Origin of the sequence: Billgrantia bachuensis (assembly GCF_011742165.1) — a bacterium.
Lineage (GTDB): Bacteria > Pseudomonadota > Gammaproteobacteria > Pseudomonadales > Halomonadaceae > Halomonas > Halomonas bachuensis.
Map to the genome: position 1 here is coordinate 16,568 of NZ_JAAQTO010000055.1, position 18,871 is coordinate 35,438.

The window sequence follows — 18,871 nt, forward strand, 5'->3', positions numbered from 1 at the left end:
GTTAGAGCCAGGCCGCTCAGTTCCAGGCGACGATCTTGGGATCGGCAGGTACGAAAGTATCCGGGTTGGTCACGTTATCCAGACTGATAAAGTTAATCCCGCCATTACTGCGAATATAGGTGCCAGAGACGGCCGCTCCATAGAGGCTCGAATCGCCATTTTGTCTTATGTACCCTCCGGCCCAGAACACACCGTAATTGTCGGTGCTGCCATTGAACTCGATATCCTGACCAGCCACCACGAACAGCCCAATCTCACTCGCCGTGCCGACGCTCGAAGTCGCTCCATTCATGTTGACGTTACCTCTCGCTACCAGGGTGACTCGACGCTCACCCACGGCCCCGCCGGCAACAGTCAGGTCGCCATTGCAATAGACGGTATCGCCGTTTCGCAGATCCTCCATCGAAACGGAGCAGGAATGGATTGTCCCTTCGCGAGTCTGGTAGTCGGCAAAAATCGAGTCATCATAGCTCTTATAGCAATAGGCAGGCGGCTCACTGCCCGTGCATAGGCTCATGTCTTCATCGGCAGGACGCGTGCCGGGCAGGGGCACCTCAACCATGCCATACGAACCATCGGTCACAGTGGCTTCCGAGCCATCGCTCAAGGAAATGTTAACGGTACCGTTTGAATGTACCGCACCTACAACTCTTGATTTTCCCGTAACTCTAATATAATCAGCGCTGAGCATTCCCCGTGTGAAGATCGGGTTGGGAGAGGAATCGTATTCAATCTCGGCGATGACCGGCTGGCTCACCGACATGACCGCGTCATCAACGACGATAGCACCCATGCCGACGATAAACCGCTCTTCGTTTTCGCGCAGCAGGTAGTATCGGCAGCTTGCATTGCCGCTATTGCAGACATCTTGGGATACGCCATCCAAGGCGCTAAAGCGTGCCCAATCGTAAGCGGACAGTTCTGCACGCGTGAGCCCGGTATGAAAGTCGGCGGCCGAGGTATCGCGTCCTCCGGGGCCCCATCCCGCCGCTGTGGCTCTCTCGGCCGCCATCTGCGCTTCCGTTGACGCCTTGTAGTTACCCGCCAGGCGCTCGTCGATCAATGAGGATTGTATGCCAGAAAGGCCAAGCATCAACGTCATGGAGAGGAATGACAGGACCACGATCAGGGCTGCGCCCCGCTGCTCTTTTCCGCTTCTCCAGGCATGCATTCGACTCTCCGCTTCCTGCGTATTGTCGTATATCAGCCTAGCGGAGCGATGTCAGTTACGTTGCAACGACGCGTGATGTTGATTGCGATTGTGTAGCAAAAGGATTCGCCTTGAAAGCAGGCGGCTCACTGCCAGGCGACGATGCGCGGATTCGTCGGTACGAAAGTATCCGGGTTGGTTACGTTATCAAGGCTGATGAAGTCGATACCGCCATTGCTGCGGATGTAGGTGCCTGCCACGATCGCGCCGTACAGGCTCGAATTGCCGTTCTGGCGAACGTATCCGCCGGCCCAGAACACGCCATAATTATCAGTATTGCCGTTGAATTCGATATCTTGGCCAGCGATGACGAAAAGGCCGATGTCGCTCTCGTTGCCACCGCTTGAGGTAGCCCCGTTCATGGTGACGTTACCTGTCGCCACCAGTGTCACACGGTTGCTATCCACGGAACCGCCCTGGACATCCAGATCACCGTCGCAAAAAACGGTATCACCATCGTTCAGCGTGTCCATGGCGATACTACAAGTGTTGATGACGCCTTCCCTGGTCTCATACTCGTCAAAGACGTTGGCGTCATAGCTCTTATAGCAATGAGGTTCAGGATTTTCATCGCAAGCGCTTATGTCCTCGCCTGCCGGTCTGGCCCCTGGCAAGGGCACCTCGACCATTTGATCTGTCCCGTCTGTCACGGTCGCTTCCGAACCGTCTCGCAAAGAAATGTCGACAGTGCCGTTGGAGTGGACATTACCCATAACGGTGGACTGGCCCGTGACCAAGATATAATCCGCGCTGAGTAGCCCATTGGTAAAAGCGGGGTTCGGTCCCGGTGTGAATTCGACGCGAGCGAAGACCGGCTGGCTCACTGCCGCCAGATTTCCTGCGCTGACCACGGCCCCCATGCCAGCAATGAAGTAATCGCTGCCATCCTGGAGCAGATAGTAATGGCAGGCAATATTGCCGCTGCAGGCGTTGGCGGAAATATCCCCCAATGCGGTGAATTGTGTCCAGCTGTAGGTTTCCACTTCGGCGAGGGTCCGCGTGGCATCGAAGTCGCTGACGCTCACTCCGCTGCCGTTCTCGCCCCAGCCTGCCGATATGGCTTTTTCCGCGCCCATCTGGGCTTCGGTTGCCGCCTTGTAGTTGCCCGCCAGGCGCTCGTCGATCTGTGACGACTGCATTCCGGAAAGCCCCAGCATCAAGGAGCCGGCCAGCATCGAGAGCACGACAACCAGTGCAGCACCGCGTTCTTGTTTCATGTGCGCTCCTACCTCTCGAGAGGTCAGGCTAGTCTATCGCCTCGTTTCGGTTGACGGCACGAAACACGAAGTCGTCCGTCTCGGTAGCGTCCTCCCGGCTTTTCATCAGTTGGAATTGCAAAACCCAGACCCCGTTGGCCTCGTCGGTCTCGACTGCATCACGGCCGAATCCACCGTCGGCAAAACCGGTAACGAGCGGCTCGAAATCGGAGCCGGAAGGGTCGGTACCGCATCTCTGCCCCATGTTAAGCGACCAGCCTTCGCTGGCACTGACAGCGGCGCTACTCAGGCGGTAGATTCGCACCACCATGTCGCCGTCACTGCAATCGCCTGTATCTCCGTTGTTCGAAATCTCGATTCTCAGCTCTCCGGCTGCGTCATCAAAGCTTATTTCAGGGCCTGAAACAGAATCGACATTGGCCCGCCGAATGTCGCGTATCAGTGTCTCCGTGGCAAAGGTCAAGGCCGCCTGCTTGTTGCCCAGCAGCTCGGTCTGACGAAAGGTCTGGAACCCCATGAGAAATAGCTGACCGGCGCCGAGGATGATGATCAGGCCGATTACCAGTGCCACCATCAGCTCGATCAGGGTGAAGCCTGACTGCAAACGGGGGGCGTGATTGCGGAAGCCTGAAATGATCATGGTACGCGCGCCTCTCATGGGTCCAGGTCGGGCAGCCGGAACTCGTAAACGAACCCCACCCCGGTTTCACCCGTGCCATAGCGATCCTCTTGCCAGAGTACGGTCACGGTATAGTCACAATCCGTACCGCCAATATCGCTTCCCGCATCGAAAAGAAGGGTGCCGAACCAGTTCCCCAGCCAGCCATTCTCGACCGTATTCGCAGCCGGGCACGCTTTGCTGGCATCCCCTGAAAGCGCGGCCCACGCCCTCTCCTGCGCATCGATCGCCGCCAGGCTCACTACCGCACGCTGATAGCCCATATGGGCACTCTGTAGAGCCCTGAGCTGCATGGCCGCCACACCGAGCAGGCCAATGGAAAGGACCAGCACGGCGATCAGCGCTTCGATTAGCGTAAAACCTGACTGAGCGTGGCGTCTCATTTCGCTCCTCAACTCGTCGGCTTGCCGATACGGCCGGTGGTGCTCACGCGCAGGTCGAAGTCTCCGGCATCACTATGATCGACCGTGATGTCACAGCTTGACGTACAATTCGCGCGCCGCCCCAGCGCGTTGAAGGTGATATTGGTACTGGTGATGCTGACCTGGCCACCGCGCGCAGAGCGAATCGCAATGTCGTTATTGTCGGCCGTGGTGATCCTGTATTCCCAGGGGCTGGCTTGTGTCACCCGGAACGTCACGTTCTCACGCCGCTTGATGGCCTCGCTGCGGGCCTGGTTCAAGCCGGAAAGCACCACGTTGTAGTCAGCCGCCAGCTGGTTTCTGGCCAACATGCCTTGAAAGCCCGGCACGGCAATGGTGGCAACGATCGTCATCACGGCGATCGTGACCAGCAGCTCGACCAGGGTGAAACCGGCGCTTTTCATCGGTACGTTACCAGCAGGCCGCAGGGCTTCTTACACCTTGATGATTCAAGGTCATGTTCCCGGAACATCCATCGGGGCCGCGGCCGCTATTGAGCGAAGCCGTCAGTGTGTATGTGGCAGCCGCACTCGTCAGTGAAATGGAGTAATTGCCATCGGGAGAGGACGAAATGGTACTGCACCCCGCGTAGGAGTTGTTGACCGTATAACAGCGCTCGAGCTGACCGGCCGCCTCCATGAGCCCGGCATGAGCATCGGTGCGCGTCGCTCGCTCCACATAGCCGCGGTAGCTCGGAATGGCAATAGACGCCAGAATTGCGATGACGGCTACGGCGATCATCAGCTCGATCAGCGTGAAACCGCGAGCGCGCCGGGGCGTACCATACCGGGGCCACCGGTGAGCCAGGCGGGCGTAGGTCGTCACTCGGCGCTCCTCTGCTGACTGGTTACAATTTGTTTCATTATGTATCATGACAACCAACCCTGCTAGATACGTCATGAAAAAAGCCGGGCAGGCCCGGCTTGTATTTTCGCATAGTATGAGAAGACTCATACCTTCAGGTCGTGTCGTTCTTCACACCTTTTCTCAGGATAGCGAATCGCTGGTGATTACGCGTTCACGCAGCTCGCGGGGCATGGAAAAAGTAATGGTCTCCTCGCGGCCGGCGAGCTCCTCCGGCGCCTGAGCACCCAGACCCTGCAACCGCTCGATCACACCCTTGACCAGCACCTCCGGCGCGCTCGCCCCGGCGGTGATACCGACGGCAGTCACATCCTTGAGCCAGGCCGGCTCGATCTGGTTGGCGTCGTCGATCAAGTAGGCTGGCGTACCGACCCGCTCGGCCAGCTCGCGCAGGCGGTTGGAGTTGGAGCTGTTGGGGCTGCCCACTACCAGCAGCAGGTCGCAGCCGGCTGCCAGTTCGCGTACTGCATCCTGGCGGTTCTGGGTGGCGTAGCAGATATCGTCCTTGCGCGGTCCTTCGATCTGGGGAAACTTTTCACGCAGGGCGTCGATCACTCGGGCGGTGTCATCCATGGAGAGGGTGGTCTGGGTGACGAAGGCAAGCCGGGTCGGGTCGTTCACCTCGAGACGCGCGACGTCGGCTTCGTCCTCGACCAGATAGATGGCGCCACCGAGGGACTCGTCATAACGTCCCATGGTGCCCTCCACCTCGGGATGGCCGGCATGGCCGATGAGAATGCACTCCTGCCCGCGCCTGGCGTAGCGCAGCACTTCCAGATGCACCTTGGTGACCAGCGGGCAGGTGGCATCGAATACCTTGAGACCGCGCCGCTCGGCGTCCTCCTGGACAGCGCGAGAAACACCATGGGCGGAGAAGATCACGATGACGTCATCGGGCACCTCGTCGAGTTCCTCAACGAAGATTGCGCCACGTTCACGCAAGGTATCGACCACGAAGCGGTTGTGAACGACCTCGTGGCGCACGTAGATGGGCGGACCGAAGACATCCAACGCACGGTTGACGATCTCGATGGCGCGATCGACGCCTGCACAAAAACCGCGGGGGTTGGCCAGCCTGATTCGCACGGAGTTAGCTTGCATGGTTACGTCGCCTTGATGCCTGGGCATCTGATGATGGTATTTCAGTCGACCTGCCCCGACGCCCTCCGACAGAAGGAGCTTGAGCTAACCGCTCAGTGCGTCTGCGCGGGCCTCACGTCCAACACCTCGACTTCGAAGGTCAGGGTACGCCCCGCAAGCGGATGGTTGAAGTCCACTTCCACATTGCGCTCGTCGACATCGGTAATCACCCCTGGCAACTCGCCGCCGGCGGGGTCGGCAAACGACATCACCGTGCCCACTTCGGGTTCGATCTCGTCGAAGTCGTCGCGGCTGAGCCTCTGCACGTTCTGCGGGTTGTGCTGGCCGAAGCCGTGCTCCGGTGTGATCTCGAAACTGCCGCTCTCGCCGCCTGCCATGCCCTTCAGGGGGTATTCGAAACCCGGCGGCAAATTGCCATCGCCCAGTTGGAAGGTGGCCGGCTGTTTCTCGCGCGTGGAGTCGACCACGGTGCCGTCCTCCAGCTTGAGGGTGAAGTGCAGCGTCACTTCCATGCCCTCGTCGATGCGTAATTCGCTCATCGTTGCTCTCGCTTGATCGTACGCTTGAAAGATCGGGTCCTGCCAGCAGCATAGCAGGCGGGTCAGCCACGCCGCCGCGCCTGCTTGCGGCCTTCGAAGAGGGATTCCCAGATCAGGCCGACGGCGCCCAGCGTGATGCCGATATCGGCCACGTTGAAGGCCGGGTAGTACCAGCCGGCGACATGAAACGAGAGGAAGTCGACCACGTAGCCGTGCATCAAGCGGTCGTAGAGATTGCCCAGGGCACCTCCGATGACCAGCGCCAGCGAAGCACCGAGGAACCGCTCGTCAGCCTTCAACCGGCTCATCCAGATCGTCAGGCCGATGCAGGCGCCGATGCCGACCAGAGCGAAGAACCAGCGCTGCCAGCCGGGATGACCGGCGAGAAAGCTGAACGCCGCGCCGGTGTTGTGCAACAGGGTGAGATTGAAGAACGGCAGCACCTCCACCGGCTGACCGTAGCTCAGCAGGCTGGACATCAGCGCCTTGGTGGCCAGGTCCAGTGCCACTACGGCGACGGCCAGCCACAACCAGCGCAGCGGCTTGCTCATCGGCGGCACCGCAGCGCCGCCCTGCTCCCTGTCACGCATAGTGGCGAGTCTCACCGGCCCCCTCCGGCAGGTTGCTGATACAACGACCGCACAGGTCAGGATGCTCGGCGTGGCTGCCGACATCCTCGCGGTGATGCCAGCAGCGCTCGCACTTGTGATGCGGGCTCTCCGACACCGCGACCTTCAGGCCTTCGAGTTCGGTGGCCTCGGCGTTCTGGCCCTCAGTCAGCGGTGCCAGCCGCACCTCGCTGGTGAGCATCACGAAGCGCAGCTCCTCGCCCAGCTTGGCCAAGGTGGCATTGAGCCTGGCGTCGACATAGAGAGTCACTTCCGCAGCCAGGCTACCCTTGATGGTCTTGGCGTTACGTGCGTCCTCCAGGCACTTGTTGACCGCCTGCTTGACCTCGAGCACCTGCTCCCAGAAGTCGCGGCCCATCTCGGCATCCGGCGCCAGGGTGGCGAGCCCCTCGTAGTAGCTCTCGAGCAGCACGCTCTCGCGGCGCTGGCCGGGGATGTGCTCGTAGATCTCCTCGGCGGTGAAGCTGAGGATCGGCGCCACCCAGCGCGAGAGCGCTTCGACCACGTGATAAAGCGCGGTCTGACAGCTACGCCGGGCCAGGGAGTCGGCCTGGGTGGTGTACTGGCGATCCTTGATCACATCGAGGTAGAAACCGCCGAGCTCACGCGAGCAGAAGGTATGCACCTGCTGATAGACATCGAGGAAGCGGTACTCCTCATAGGCCTTCTCGATGCGCGCCTGGAGCTGGGCGGCGCGATCCACCACCCACTGGTCCAGCGCCAGCATGTCGGCGAAAGCGACGCTGTCGCGGGCCGGGTCGAAGCCGTTGAGATTGGAGAGCAAGAAGCGCGCGGTGTTGCGGATACGGCGGTAGACGTCGGCGGTACGCTTGAGGATCTCGTCGGAAACCGCCATCTCGCCGGAATAGTCGGTGGAGGAGACCCAAAGGCGCAGGATATCGGCACCGAGTTTGTCCATCACCTCTTGCGGCGCCACCACGTTGCCCAGCGACTTGGACTGCTTGCGTCCTTGAGCGTCAACGGTGAACCCGTGCGTCAACAGTTGCCGATACGGCGGATGCCCATCGATTGCCGAACCCGTCAGCAGCGACGAGTGGAACCAACCGCGGTGCTGGTCGGACCCCTCCAGATACAGGTCGGCGCGCGGACCCGCCTCGTGGCCGTGCGGATGCGAGCCGCGCAGCACGTGGCGGTGGGTCGTGCCGGAATCGAACCACACGTCGAGAGTATCGGTGACCTTTTCGTAATCCGCCGCCTCGTCGCCCAGCAACTCGGCCGGGTCGAGACGGAACCAGGCGTCGATGCCCTCGTGCTCGACGCGCTTGGCGGCTTCCTCCATCAGCTCGACGGTGCGCGGATGCAGCTCGCCCGTGGCCTTGTGCAGGAAGAAGGGAATCGGCACGCCCCAGTTGCGCTGGCGCGAGATGCACCAGTCGGGGCGATTGGCGATCATGCTGTGTAGGCGCGCCTTGCCCCATGACGGGGTGAAGTGGGTGGCCTCGATGCCCTCGAGCGCCCGCTCGCGCAGGGTGCGGCCGTCGTGGCCCTTCAGGTCCATGCCCACGAACCACTGCGCTGTGGCGCGGTAGATCACCGGCGTCTTGTGGCGCCAGCAGTGCATGTAGCTGTGGGTAATGACCTTGTGCGCCAGCAGGGCGCCAACCTCGCGCAGCTTGTCGACGATTTGCGGATTGGCCTTCCAGATCATCTGGCCGCCGAAGAACGGCAGGTCCGCGGCGTAGACACCGTTGCCCTGCACCGGGCTCTTGATCTCCTCGAATGACATGCCGTGGGCGCGACAAGTGACGAAGTCGTCGACGCCGTAGGCCGGGGCCGAGTGGACGATACCGGTACTCCCCACCTCGGATTCGACGTAATCGGCAAGATAGATCGGCGAGAGGCGATCATAGAAGGGGTGGCGGAACTCGACCAGATCGAGCGCCTCGCCCTTGGCGGTGGCGATGACCTCACCGTTGAGCTCGTAGCGCTCCAGGCAGCTCTCGACCAGCTCCTCCGCCAGCACCAGCAAGCGTTCGCCGGTATCGACCAGGGCATAGGTGAATTCGGGGTGCACGTTGAGCGCCTGGTTGGCCGGAACGGTCCAGGGCGTGGTGGTCCAGATTACGATGGCAGCGGGCTTGGGCAGCTCGGACAGGCCGAAGGCCGCGGCCAGCTTCGCCTCGTCGGCGGCCGGGAAGGCCACGTCGATGGCATCGGATTTCTTGTCCTGGTACTCCACCTCGGCCTCGGCCAGCGCAGAGCCGCAGTCGAAGCACCAATTGACCGGCTTGAGCCCCTTGAACACGTAGCCCGCGGCGACCATGTCGGCCAGCGCGCGGATCTCGCCGGCCTCGTTGACGTAGTCCATCGAGCGATAAGGGTTGTCCCAGTCGCCGATCACGCCCAGGCGCACGAAGTCGGCGAGCTGGGTCTCGATCTGGGCAGCGGCGTACTCGCGGCACAGTCCACGGGCCTGCTCGGGCTCGAGGTGCTTGCCGTGAGTGGTCTCCACCTTGTGTTCGATGGGCAAGCCATGGCAGTCCCAGCCGGGCACGTAGGGAGCGTCGAAGCCGGCCAGGTTCTTCGACTTGACGATGATGTCCTTGAGGATCTTGTTGAGGGCGTGGCCGATGTGGATGCTGCCGTTGGCATAGGGAGGGCCGTCGTGAAGCACGAACACCTCGCGACCGCGGCGCTCTTCACGCAGGCGCTGATAGAGCTTCATGTCCTGCCATTGCGACACCCTGCCAGGCTCGCGCTTGGGCAGGTTGCCACGCATGGGAAAATCGGTTTCGGGCAGGTTGAGGGTGTGCTTGTAGTCGCTCATAACCAGGGAGTCAGCCGTCGTCGTGGTCGGCGGAACGTCCCGCCGAGAATTCGGAAGTCGCGGCCTCGCGCGCCAGCGGCGCCGATGCCAAGGGAAGAGAGTCGTCTGCCAGGCCAGACTCCCCGGCTGCAAGGCACTCCGCGAAGAAGCGCCGGGCGCGAGCCTGATCTGCCTTGATCTGCCGCTTGAGTGCGGAGAAGTCGTCGAATTTCACCTCGCCACGCAGCCTGGCGCAGGGAAATACCGTCAGCCTCTGACCGTATAGGTCACCGTTATAATCGAAAAGATGCACCTCCAGCACCGGCCGGTCGCTGCCCACCGTGGGCCGCCAGCCGATGTTGGCCACGCCGGGGAGACGCTGCCCACCGGGTAGCTCGGTCACCACGGCATAGACACCACGCAGCGCCAAGGGCAAGCACGGCAACGGCAGGTTGGCGGTAGGCACGCCGATGGTGCGCCCCAGCTTCCGGTCAGCGACCACTCGTCCGTCAAGGCGATAGGGTCGCCCCAGCATGCGAGCCGCCTGGGCGAAGTTGCCGCTGGCCAGCAAAGTACGCACCCGAGTGCTGGAGACCCGCTCGTCGTCGAGGGTGAAAGTGCGTGTATGCTCGACGCCAAACCCTTCTCGGCCGCGCCTTTCGCCCTCCTGCGCCAGCAGGCTGAAGTCACCGCTGCGATCGCAGCCGAAGCGAAAGTCGTCGCCAACCACCAGATGGCGAACGCCCAACCCTTCGACCAGCACGCTGTCGATGAATTCCACTGCGGTGAGACTTCGCAGCCGCTCGTTGAACGGCAGGCAGAGAACGCGATCGACGCCGCTCTGGCCCAGCAGACGCACTTTCTCGCGCAGCCGGGTCAGCCGTGGTGGTGCCTGGTCGCCGGCGAAGAACTCACGCGGCTGAGGCTCGAACACCACGACAGCCACCGGCAGGTCCAGCTTCGAGGCCTGCTCGCGGCACTGATCGAGAATTGCCTGATGGCCGCGGTGCACCCCATCGAAGTTACCGATGGTGGCCACGCAGCCGCGATGCTCGTCGCGCAAGTTGTGCAGTCCTCGAATGACTTCCATCTAGTCGTCGCAATGTCCTGTCAGGTTGAAACTTGCAAAGAGGTCGATTATAGCGAACCCCCGCTCCCGGATCAGCCCCGGCATACCGCACCGGAGCACACCTTCTCAGCCACGCATACGGAAATGCCTCGGCCGGACACCCAGCGCCGCCAGCCAGGCGAAGTAGACCGCCGCACCCGCCACTACCAGCAGCGCCAACCACTGTACCCGGGTCCACACCCCCCAGCCGAGCCATTGTTGCCAGTCGGGCGACAGCCAGGCGAGCCCTGCGCTCATCACCACGCAGCCGCCGATCAGCTGCACGGCATAGCGGCCCCAGCCGGGCTGGAACACCAGCACGCCCTGCTTGACAAGCAGCCAGCCCAGCAAACCGGCATTGAGGAAAGCCGACAGCGCCGTGGCCAGGGCCAGGCCAGCATGCGCCAGCGGCCAGATCAAGATCAGGTTGAACACCATGTTGGCGACCATGGCGATGATGCCGACCTTTACCGGCGTCTTGGTGTTCTGGCGGGCGAAGAAGCCAGGCGCCAGCACCTTGATCAGCATGAAGGCGACCAGGCCGAAGGAGTAGGCCCGCAGACTCATGGCCGCCATGGCAATGTCGTGCTCGGTCATGGCGCCGTAGTGAAACAGCGAAATCAGCAGCGGCTCGGCCAGGATCGCCAAGGCCAGCGCCGCCGGCAGTCCCAGCAGCAGCACGGCGCGCACCGCCCAGTCGAGCATGGCGGCAAAGTGCTGACCGGCCTGCTCGGCGTGGCGCTTGGAGAGCGCCGGCAGGATCACCGTGCCGATGGCGATGCCGAACACGCCCAGCGGTAGCTCGACGAGACGATCGGAGTAGTAGAGCCAGGAGACGCTGCCTGGCGCCAGCAGCGAAGCCAGCACGGTATCCAGCAGCAGATTGATCTGCGACACCGAGACGCCGAACAGCGCTGGCGCCATCAGCGCCAGGATGCGCTTGACGCCGCCATGGGCGAAATTTGGCCATGGCCTCGGCATCAACCCAAGACGCGTGAGGAACGGCACCTGGAAGGCGAGCTGGGCGAAGCCGGCGATCAGCACGCCCCACGCCAGCGCCATGGCCGGCTCGCTCATCAAGGGCGTGAGCAGCAAGGCGGCGCCGATCAGCGAGAGATTGAGCAACACCGGCGTGAAGGCCGGCACGGCGAAGCGGTTCCAGGTATTGAGCACACTGCCGGCAAAGGCGGTGAGCGACACCAGCAGCAGGTAGGGAAACGTCAGCCGCAGCATGTCGGCGGTAAGCGCTAGCTTGGCCGGGTCGCGGCCGAAGCCGGGGGCGAAGAGCCACACCAGCCAGGGCGCGGTGAGCATTGCCAAGGCCGTGATCAGCGCCAGCACCGCGGTGAGACTACCCGCCACGGCATCGAGCAGCTCGCGCACCTCGCGCTTGCTGCCGCGGGTGGCGTATTCGGAAAGCACCGGCACGAAGGCCTGGTTGAAGGCCCCTTCGGCAAATAGCCGACGCATGAAATTGGGAATCTTGAAGGCGACGAAGAAGGCATCGGCGCCGCTACCGGCACCGAACAGGGTCGCCACCACCACATCGCGCAGCAGGCCCATGACCCGCGACAGCATGGTCATGACCCCCACCACCAGCCCGGAGCGCATCAATCCCCCGGCTTTGGGGGCAACGGCCCGGTCGTCATCGGCCACCTTGGGAGGCGCCGACTCAGCGGGCTCGGGCAACTGCTCGCGTTCCGTCACCTTCTGCTTCCTCGCCAGCTCGTTCGATGCGGGGCCATCCCGCGCTCAGGCACAAAAAAACCGGCCTCAGCCGGTTTTTTCGAGATCGCGATACGCAGGCATCAATGCGATGGCGCTCGCGACGTCTCCAGGCGTCCGGCTTTACGCAGCCAGTGCCTTAATTCGCGTGTTCAGACGGCTCTTCAGGCGCGCAGCCTTCTTCTTGGAGAGCACGTCCTTGTCGGCGATGCGATCGATGACCGGCTGCGCCTTCTGGAACTCAGTCATCGCGGTGGCGTGGTCGCCGCCGTTGATGGCCTTGATGACGCGCTTCACGTAGGTACGCACCATGGCGCGCTGGCTCGCCTTCAGAACACGACGACCTTCCGCCTGACGGGCACGCTTGCGGGCTTGCTTGCTGTTTGCCACTGACTATCTCCTGGAAAACTTTGACGCCGCCCGGTCTGGGGCGGCATCGATAACGATTTGTCCGGCCTGAAATCTCGTTTCCTGCCGGTCGGGCCATTGCGTCAACGCCAAGGTTGTCGACGGGCCGTGTCTGAGAGGATGGCGCATACTACCATAGGTACGCGACGTCATGCTACATGCCAGGAACACGGCGTCACAGCACGACGAGGTTGTCCCTGTGGATCAGCTCGGGCGCCTCCATGTAGCCCAGAATCGCCTCGATCTGGTGGCTCGGCTGGCCGAGAATGCGGCGTGCCTCGTCGGCACCGTAGTTCACCAGCCCCTTGGCGATCCGCTGGCCCTGCTCGTCGAGGCACAGCACCATGTCGCCACGCACGAAGTCGCCCGTCAGCGCCTTGACCCCCACCGCCAGCAGGCTCGAGCCGCTGCCACGCAGTACTTTCACGGCCCCGGCATCCAGCGTCAGGCTGCCGCGCACCTGCAGTTGGCCGGCCAGCCAGCGCTTGCGCGCCGCTATTGGCGCCTCCTCGGGGCACAGCAGCGTACCCAGACGCTCACCTTGGGTCAGCCGCATCAACACATCGGACTGGCGTCCGCTGGCAATCACCGTGACGGCACCGGAGCGAGCGGCCAGGCGGGCCGCCTGCACCTTGGTGGTCATGCCACCCCGCCCCAGCGCGCCACCGCCGCCGGCCATCGCCGCCAGCGCCGGGTCATCGGCGCGCCCCTCGCTGACCAGCGTGGCCGCGGGGTTGTGGCGAGGATCGGCGTCGAACAGCCCTTCCTGGTCGGTAAGGATCACCAGTGCTTCGGCCTCGAGCAAGTTGGCCACCAGCGCGCCCAGGGTGTCGTTGTCGCCGAAACGGATCTCGTCGGTGACCACGGTATCGTTCTCGTTGACCACCGGCACCACGCGCAGGTCGACCAGGGTCCGCAGCGCCGAACGCGCGTTGAGGTAGCGCTTGCGATTGGAGAGATCGTCGTGGGTCAGCAGCACCTGGGCGGTGAGCAGGCCATGACGAGCGAAATGATGCTCATAGCACTGGGTCAGGCCGTTCTGCCCTACCGCGGCGGCAGCCTGCAACTCATGCACTGCCGAAGGGCGGGCCTGCCAGCCCAGCCGAACCATGCCGGCGGCCACGGCACCCGACGACACCAGCACCACCTCGACACCCTGTCGATGCAGTGCCGCGATCTGGTCAACCCAGCCGCCGATGGCCGCTTCGTCGAGCCCGCGCCCGTCGTTGGTCAGCAGCGCACTGCCGATCTTCACCACCACCCGGCGAGCGCCACGCAGCGCATCGCGACCCGGTACCCGCTGCTCGTTCACACCCTACTCTCCCATCCAGCAAAAACCAGCCAGCCATGTCAGCGCAACTGAGCGAGCGAAGGCCATCGCCTCACTCCACGTATTCGACTTCGACATCGTAATCATCGTCGTCGAAATCATCGTCATCTTCGTCCTCATCGCTGCGCTTGCGCCGACGACCCAGGCGCGCCTCGGTCCGCGCCACCGCCTCGGCCTCCATGCGCTCGCGCATCTCCCGCTCGCGCTCGGCTGCCTCTTCGTCCTCATGCTCCAGCTGGCGCTGTTCGGTGAGCCAGCGATGCGCCGCCTGTGCCAGGGTGTCGGTGCCCTCGCCGCTGATCGCCGAGATACGGTAGACCGGCCCCTCCCAGGCAAGACCCTCGACAATGGCAGCCACTCGCGCCTCGCGCTCCTCGTCCGGTACCAGGTCGAGCTTGTTGATCACCAGCCAGCGCGGCCGCTCGGCCAGGGTCGGCGAGAACTGCTCGAGCTCATGGGCGATGGCATGGGCTGCTTCGACCGGATCGGACTCGTCGAAGGGCGCCACGTCGACCACGTGGAACAGCAGCCGGGTACGGGTCAGGTGCTTGAGGAAGCGCAGCCCCAGACCGGCGCCATCCGAGGCCCCCTCGATCAGCCCCGGCACGTCGGCCATCACGAAGTGCTCATGCATGCCCAGCTTCACCACGCCGAGGTTGGGCACCAAGGTGGTGAAGGGGTAATCGGCCACCTTGGGCTTGGCCGCCGAGACCGAGCGAATCAGGGTCGACTTGCCGGCATTGGGCATGCCCAGCAGGCCGACATCGGCCATCACCTTCATCTCCAGGCGCAGGTTGCGCCGCTCGCCGTCAGTGCCGGGCGTGGTCTTGCGCGGTGCCCGGTTGGTCGACGACTTGAAATGAATGTTGCCCAAGCCGCGGCGGCCACCCTGGGCCACCAGCACCTGCTGACCGATCTCGGTGATATCGGCGATCACCTCGAGGGTATCCTCATCGATCACCGTAGTGCCCACCGGCACCTTGACCACCAGGTCGCCGCCGGCCCGGCCGCTCATCTGGCGCCCCTGCCCGGGGCGCCCGCTCTCGGCCTGATAAAAGCGCTGATACTTGAAGTCGATCAGGGTATTGAGGGCATCGTCACCGACCAGGTAGACGCTGCCGCCATGCCCGCCGTCGCCGCCATCGGGACCGCCCTTGGGCACGTACTTCTCGCGGCGGAAGCTAAGGCAGCCGTTGCCGCCCCTGCCGGCCTCCACGATGATCGAGGCTTCGTCGACGAACTGCATTGTGATTCTCCCGACGGACACTACCGTCATGATACAAGAAGGCCCCGCCTGAGCGGGGCCTTCCATCTACCGGTTCGGGCGTTCTCAGGCAGAGACGACGCTGACGAACTTGCGGTTCTTCGGACCCTTGGTCTCGAACTTGATCACACCGTCGCTGAGGGCGAAGAGAGTGTGGTCGCGGCCGATGCCGACACCGGTGCCGGCGTGGAAGCGGGTGCCACGCTGACGCACGATGATGTTGCCTGCGGTCACGGCCTGGCCGCCGTACAGCTTGACACCAAGGCGTTTGGATTCTGAATCGCGGCCGTTACGGGTAGAACCGGCTGCCTTCTTATGAGCCATTGCAAAGTCCTCGCTCGTTAAGGGGAAGCCGCTTAGGCGGAAATCCCGGTGATCTTGACTTCAGTGAACCACTGGCGGTGGCCCTGACGCTTCATGTGGTGCTTGCGACGACGGAACTTGATGATGCGGATCTTCTCACCACGGCCGTGGGAGACGATCTCGGCAGCCACCTTGGCGCCGTCGACCAGCGGGGCACCAATGGTGACGTCGTCGCCATCGGCAACCAGCAGTACCTGATCGAACTCGATGGTATCGCCAGTCGGAATCTCGAGCTTCTCGAGCTTGAGCGTCTGGCCTTCCTGAACGCGGTACTGCTTGCCACCGCTCTTGATTACTGCGTACATTTGCATCTCTCCAGAACTCATCGGGGTTGGCTCTTCGTCGACCTGCTTCGAGTGGCGCCCCTTTCGGCAGCCATCTGACAGGGAGCATGATGAGTGGGCCGCGCATTATAACTGCGACCAGCGCTCCATTCAAGCAGCCGCCACCCTCACTCTCGGGCCGACGCTGCGCTACATCAAGGCGCACCGCGGCACAGCTTGACGCCCCCATGGGGGGGCCATAGCATGAGCCGCAACCCAAGGCCATTGCCACTGACCGGCATGCTGGCCCAACAGCCCGATGACACTGCCCATGCCAGCCAACGCTCCTACTAGCTCTTCCGATAGCCAGGCCTCCGCCTCGTCGCTCCATGCGGTGGTTGCCGACGATTTTACCGCGGTCAATCGCACCATCATGGATCAGTTGGCGTCGCGGGTTCCGCTGGTGGAGACCATCGGCCAGTACATCATCGCCAGCGGTGGCAAGCGGCTTCGCCCTTTGCTGGTTCTGCTCTCGGCCCGGGCGCTGGGCTACCAGGGCGACAAGCACATCTCGCTGGCCACGCTCATCGAGTTCATGCATACCTCGACCCTGCTGCACGACGACGTGGTCGATGAATCCCACATGCGCCGCGGCCGCATCACGGCCAACGACGCCTGGGGCAACGCCCCCTCGGTGCTGGTGGGCGACTACCTCTATTCGCGCTCCTTCCAGATGATGGTGCAGATCGGCTCGCTCAAGATCATGGACGTGCTCTCGAGCGCCACCTGCGTGATTGCCGAAGGCGAGGTTCAGCAGTTGACCAACGTGGGCAACCCTGACATCGATGAGGCGGTCTACTTCGAAACCATCCAGGGCAAGACCGCCATGCTGTTCGAAGCCGCCACCCATAGTGGCGCCATCCTGGCCGGAGCCGACCCACAACGGGAAGCGGCACTGCAATACTATGGCCGCTACCTGGGTCTGGCGTTCCAACTCGTCGACGACCTGCTCGACTACCAGGGCGACGCCGAGGCGATGGGCAAGAATGTGGGCGACGACCTGGCCGAGGGCAAGCCGACCCTGCCACTGATCCAGGCCATGGCCGCCGGCACCCATGAACAGGCCAAGACGATCCGCCAGGCCATCCGCCGGGGCGGGCTCGAGCGGCTGGAGGAAGTGCTCGCCATCGTGCGTGATACCGGCGCGCTGGACTATACCCGAGCACGGGCAGAAGAGATGTCGGCCAAGGCGCTCGAACAGCTCGATTTCCTGCCTCCCAGCCGCTACCGCGACAGCATGGCCGAGCTGGCCCGGCTCGCCGTCGAGCGCCAGAACTGAGCAGCGCGCCGATGCCGCCGCTGGGCTTGCAAGCACCCCGGTTTTGCGTATAATGCCCATCCGTCGGCTCCAGCAGAGCCGGCATCGGGCAGCCCCAAGAGGCGGCTCGAAAGAAGCAACGGAGTATAGCTCAGCTTGGTAGAGCGCTGCCTTCGGGAGGCAGAGGTCGTAGGTTCGAATCCTGCTACTCCGACCAAAGAACATAGAAAAAACCGCCACTTACGGATCAAGCCGAGTGGCGGTTTTTCGTTGTGAATGACAAGTGTACGTTCGACGCCTGCTTACGCCCTTCGGACTCAAGTTTTGCGCTCTCTTGCCGATAGCTTTCTTAGAAAGCAGTGACGCAACGCCCCTACCTGCAAAGACAGAAATTCGGCCTTCCTCCCGCCACCTCTCGTGAGGCGGCCTTATACATCGCCCACTCACGTGGTCTCCTAATGCCGAGAAAACCAGTCCTTATCGCCTCCACCCTGCTGATGTTGACATGTGGGCTTCCCCTTGCAGTACAAGCGAATACCCCCTCGCTGTCCCTGAATGGCTTCGGCACGCTTGGCGTGGTGCGTTCCAGCGAGGACCAGGCAGATTTCGTTTCGAGCATGCTAATGCCCAGAGGGGCTGGCCATACCAGCGATTGGAGTGCCGAGGTCGACAGCCGGCTGGGCCTGCAGCTGACCGCTAGCCTTACGCCTCGGCTCTCGAGCGTGGTGCAGGTCGTCACCGAGCAGCAGTACGATGGCCGGTTCCGGCCGGCAATCGAGTGGGCCAACGTCAATTTCGATGTGACGCCCGATCTGAGCCTTAGAGTCGGCCGCGTCATACTTCCGGTCTTCATGAATTCAGAATACCGCAAGGTAGGCTACGCAACGCCTTGGGTTCGTCCGCCCTTGGAAGTCTATCGCACCATACCGGTTTCCAGCATCGATGGCGTCGATATCAGCTACCGCTACCACCTTGCCAATGCCACCAACACGCTTCGGGCCACCTATGGGCAAAGTGATTCCTCCTTTCCCTATACCGATGCCACGTTGAGCCGAGCCACGGCCGAGGCAAGCGCCCGGGAAGGGCTGACGTTCAGCAATGTCGTGGAACAGGGCAACCTCAGTGTCTTTGCTGCCTACAGCCATTACCGCCTGAGCATCGAAGATTTCAACCCCCTATTCGATGTCTTCCGCATGTTTGGCCCAGAAGGCGATGCCATTGCCGATCGCTACAATATCGATGACAAGTCATTTGAGGTGATCAGCCTGGGGGCTCGCTACGACCCCGGCAACTGGTTCGTGATGGGCGAATGGGCCCAGACCAGCAGCCGCACCTTTCTGGCGGATAGCCGCGGCTGGTACATTTCCGGTGGCTACCGCTTGGGCGCCTTCACGCCCTATCTGACATATGCCAATCAGCGCATTCACAGCAAGACATCCATTCCCGGCCTTTCACAGCCCGGCAGCGAAGCACTGGATGCAATGCTCAACTCACTGCTTCAGGGGCAGCCACAGCAGAAAAGCGTTTCTGTCGGTGTGCGCTGGGATTTCAGCAGTAACATGGCCATCAAGGCTCAGTTCGACCATATGAATCATGAAGGGGGATCGCGCGGCTACCTGGTCAACTCGCAGCCAGGCTTTGAGCCCGGCGGTTCGGTCAACCTG

19 protein-coding genes and 1 tRNA gene are annotated in these 18,871 nt (G+C 62.7%); 3 read left to right on the forward strand and 17 right to left on the reverse strand.

Features of this window, described 5'->3' with window-relative positions; all coding sequences use genetic code 11:
• Positions 1-16: 16 nt before the first annotated feature.
• From HBJ55_RS19555 to rplU, 17 genes are all read right to left on the reverse strand, one after another.
• A complete protein-coding gene (locus tag HBJ55_RS19555; protein ID WP_167119087.1) occupies positions 17-1,171 on the reverse strand; it encodes a pilus assembly PilX family protein in 1,155 nt (384 codons plus the stop codon).
• Between the two features lie 125 nt (positions 1,172-1,296).
• Complete coding sequence (locus HBJ55_RS19560) at positions 1,297-2,427, reverse strand: pilus assembly PilX family protein (protein WP_167119090.1); 1,131 nt, start codon at positions 2,425-2,427, stop codon at positions 1,297-1,299.
• A 28-nt stretch (positions 2,428-2,455) separates the two neighbouring features.
• Positions 2,456-3,067, reverse strand: a complete 612-nt coding sequence (locus tag HBJ55_RS19565) for a PilW family protein (protein WP_167119092.1) — start codon at positions 3,065-3,067, stop codon at positions 2,456-2,458.
• Between the two features lie 14 nt (positions 3,068-3,081).
• Positions 3,082-3,489 carry a type IV pilus modification protein PilV gene (gene pilV / locus HBJ55_RS22625; protein ID WP_167119095.1) on the reverse strand — a complete coding sequence of 136 codons (408 nt, stop codon included), beginning with the start codon at positions 3,487-3,489 and terminating at the stop codon, positions 3,082-3,084.
• A gap of 8 nt (positions 3,490-3,497) precedes the next feature.
• On the reverse strand, positions 3,498-3,932 hold the full coding sequence (locus tag HBJ55_RS19575; protein WP_167119135.1) for a GspH/FimT family pseudopilin: 435 nt from the start codon (positions 3,930-3,932) through the stop codon (positions 3,498-3,500).
• A 7-nt stretch (positions 3,933-3,939) separates the two neighbouring features.
• Positions 3,940-4,353 (reverse strand): type IV pilin protein, encoded by a 414-nt coding sequence (locus HBJ55_RS19580; RefSeq protein ID WP_338072055.1) that lies wholly within the window; start codon positions 4,351-4,353, stop codon positions 3,940-3,942.
• Positions 4,354-4,515: 162 nt separating this feature from the next.
• Positions 4,516-5,493, reverse strand: a complete 978-nt coding sequence (gene ispH / locus HBJ55_RS19585) for a 4-hydroxy-3-methylbut-2-enyl diphosphate reductase (RefSeq protein ID WP_167119100.1) — start codon at positions 5,491-5,493, stop codon at positions 4,516-4,518.
• A 92-nt stretch (positions 5,494-5,585) separates the two neighbouring features.
• Positions 5,586-6,032, reverse strand: coding sequence for an FKBP-type peptidyl-prolyl cis-trans isomerase (fkpB, locus tag HBJ55_RS19590; protein WP_167119102.1), 447 nt, complete (start codon positions 6,030-6,032; stop codon positions 5,586-5,588).
• A 62-nt stretch (positions 6,033-6,094) separates the two neighbouring features.
• Positions 6,095-6,622: a signal peptidase II gene (lspA, locus tag HBJ55_RS19595; RefSeq protein WP_167119138.1), complete on the reverse strand. Its 528-nt coding sequence runs from the start codon at positions 6,620-6,622 to the stop codon at positions 6,095-6,097.
• Entirely contained in the window at positions 6,615-9,449 is a 2,835-nt protein-coding gene (gene ileS / locus HBJ55_RS19600; protein ID WP_167119106.1) for an isoleucine--tRNA ligase, read from the reverse strand. Before ileS ends, lspA begins: the two co-directional genes overlap by 8 nt.
• A 10-nt stretch (positions 9,450-9,459) precedes the next feature.
• Positions 9,460-10,518, reverse strand: coding sequence for a bifunctional riboflavin kinase/FAD synthetase (ribF, locus tag HBJ55_RS19605; protein ID WP_167119109.1), 1,059 nt, complete (start codon positions 10,516-10,518; stop codon positions 9,460-9,462).
• Positions 10,519-10,623: 105 nt separating this feature from the next.
• Positions 10,624-12,243: a murein biosynthesis integral membrane protein MurJ gene (murJ, locus tag HBJ55_RS19610; protein WP_422674220.1), complete on the reverse strand. Its 1,620-nt coding sequence runs from the start codon at positions 12,241-12,243 to the stop codon at positions 10,624-10,626.
• A gap of 141 nt (positions 12,244-12,384) precedes the next feature.
• Entirely contained in the window at positions 12,385-12,651 is a 267-nt protein-coding gene (rpsT, locus tag HBJ55_RS19615; protein ID WP_167119111.1) for a 30S ribosomal protein S20, read from the reverse strand.
• 193 nt (positions 12,652-12,844) lie between these two features.
• The gene (proB, locus tag HBJ55_RS19620) at positions 12,845-13,981 is read right to left on the reverse strand and encodes a glutamate 5-kinase (protein WP_167119114.1); all 1,137 of its coding nucleotides are present in this window, start codon (positions 13,979-13,981) and stop codon (positions 12,845-12,847) included.
• A 70-nt stretch (positions 13,982-14,051) separates the two neighbouring features.
• Positions 14,052-15,245, reverse strand: a complete 1,194-nt coding sequence (cgtA, locus tag HBJ55_RS19625) for an Obg family GTPase CgtA (RefSeq protein WP_167119117.1) — start codon at positions 15,243-15,245, stop codon at positions 14,052-14,054.
• Between the two features lie 84 nt (positions 15,246-15,329).
• On the reverse strand, positions 15,330-15,587 hold the full coding sequence (gene rpmA / locus HBJ55_RS19630) for a 50S ribosomal protein L27 (RefSeq protein WP_167119120.1): 258 nt from the start codon (positions 15,585-15,587) through the stop codon (positions 15,330-15,332).
• Between the two features lie 32 nt (positions 15,588-15,619).
• Complete coding sequence (gene rplU / locus HBJ55_RS19635; protein WP_167119123.1) at positions 15,620-15,931, reverse strand: 50S ribosomal protein L21; 312 nt, start codon at positions 15,929-15,931, stop codon at positions 15,620-15,622.
• Between the two features lie 289 nt (positions 15,932-16,220).
• Here rplU and ispB point away from each other — a divergent pair, with 289 nt between their 5' ends.
• The 3 genes from ispB to HBJ55_RS19650 form a co-directional block, all read left to right on the forward strand.
• Positions 16,221-17,228, forward strand: a complete 1,008-nt coding sequence (gene ispB / locus HBJ55_RS19640; RefSeq protein WP_167119126.1) for an octaprenyl diphosphate synthase — start codon at positions 16,221-16,223, stop codon at positions 17,226-17,228.
• Between the two features lie 119 nt (positions 17,229-17,347).
• A tRNA-Pro gene (locus HBJ55_RS19645) sits at positions 17,348-17,424 on the forward strand.
• A gap of 241 nt (positions 17,425-17,665) precedes the next feature.
• Positions 17,666-18,871 (forward strand): porin (locus HBJ55_RS19650; protein WP_167119129.1); only part of this gene is annotated, 1,206 nt, incomplete at its 3' end.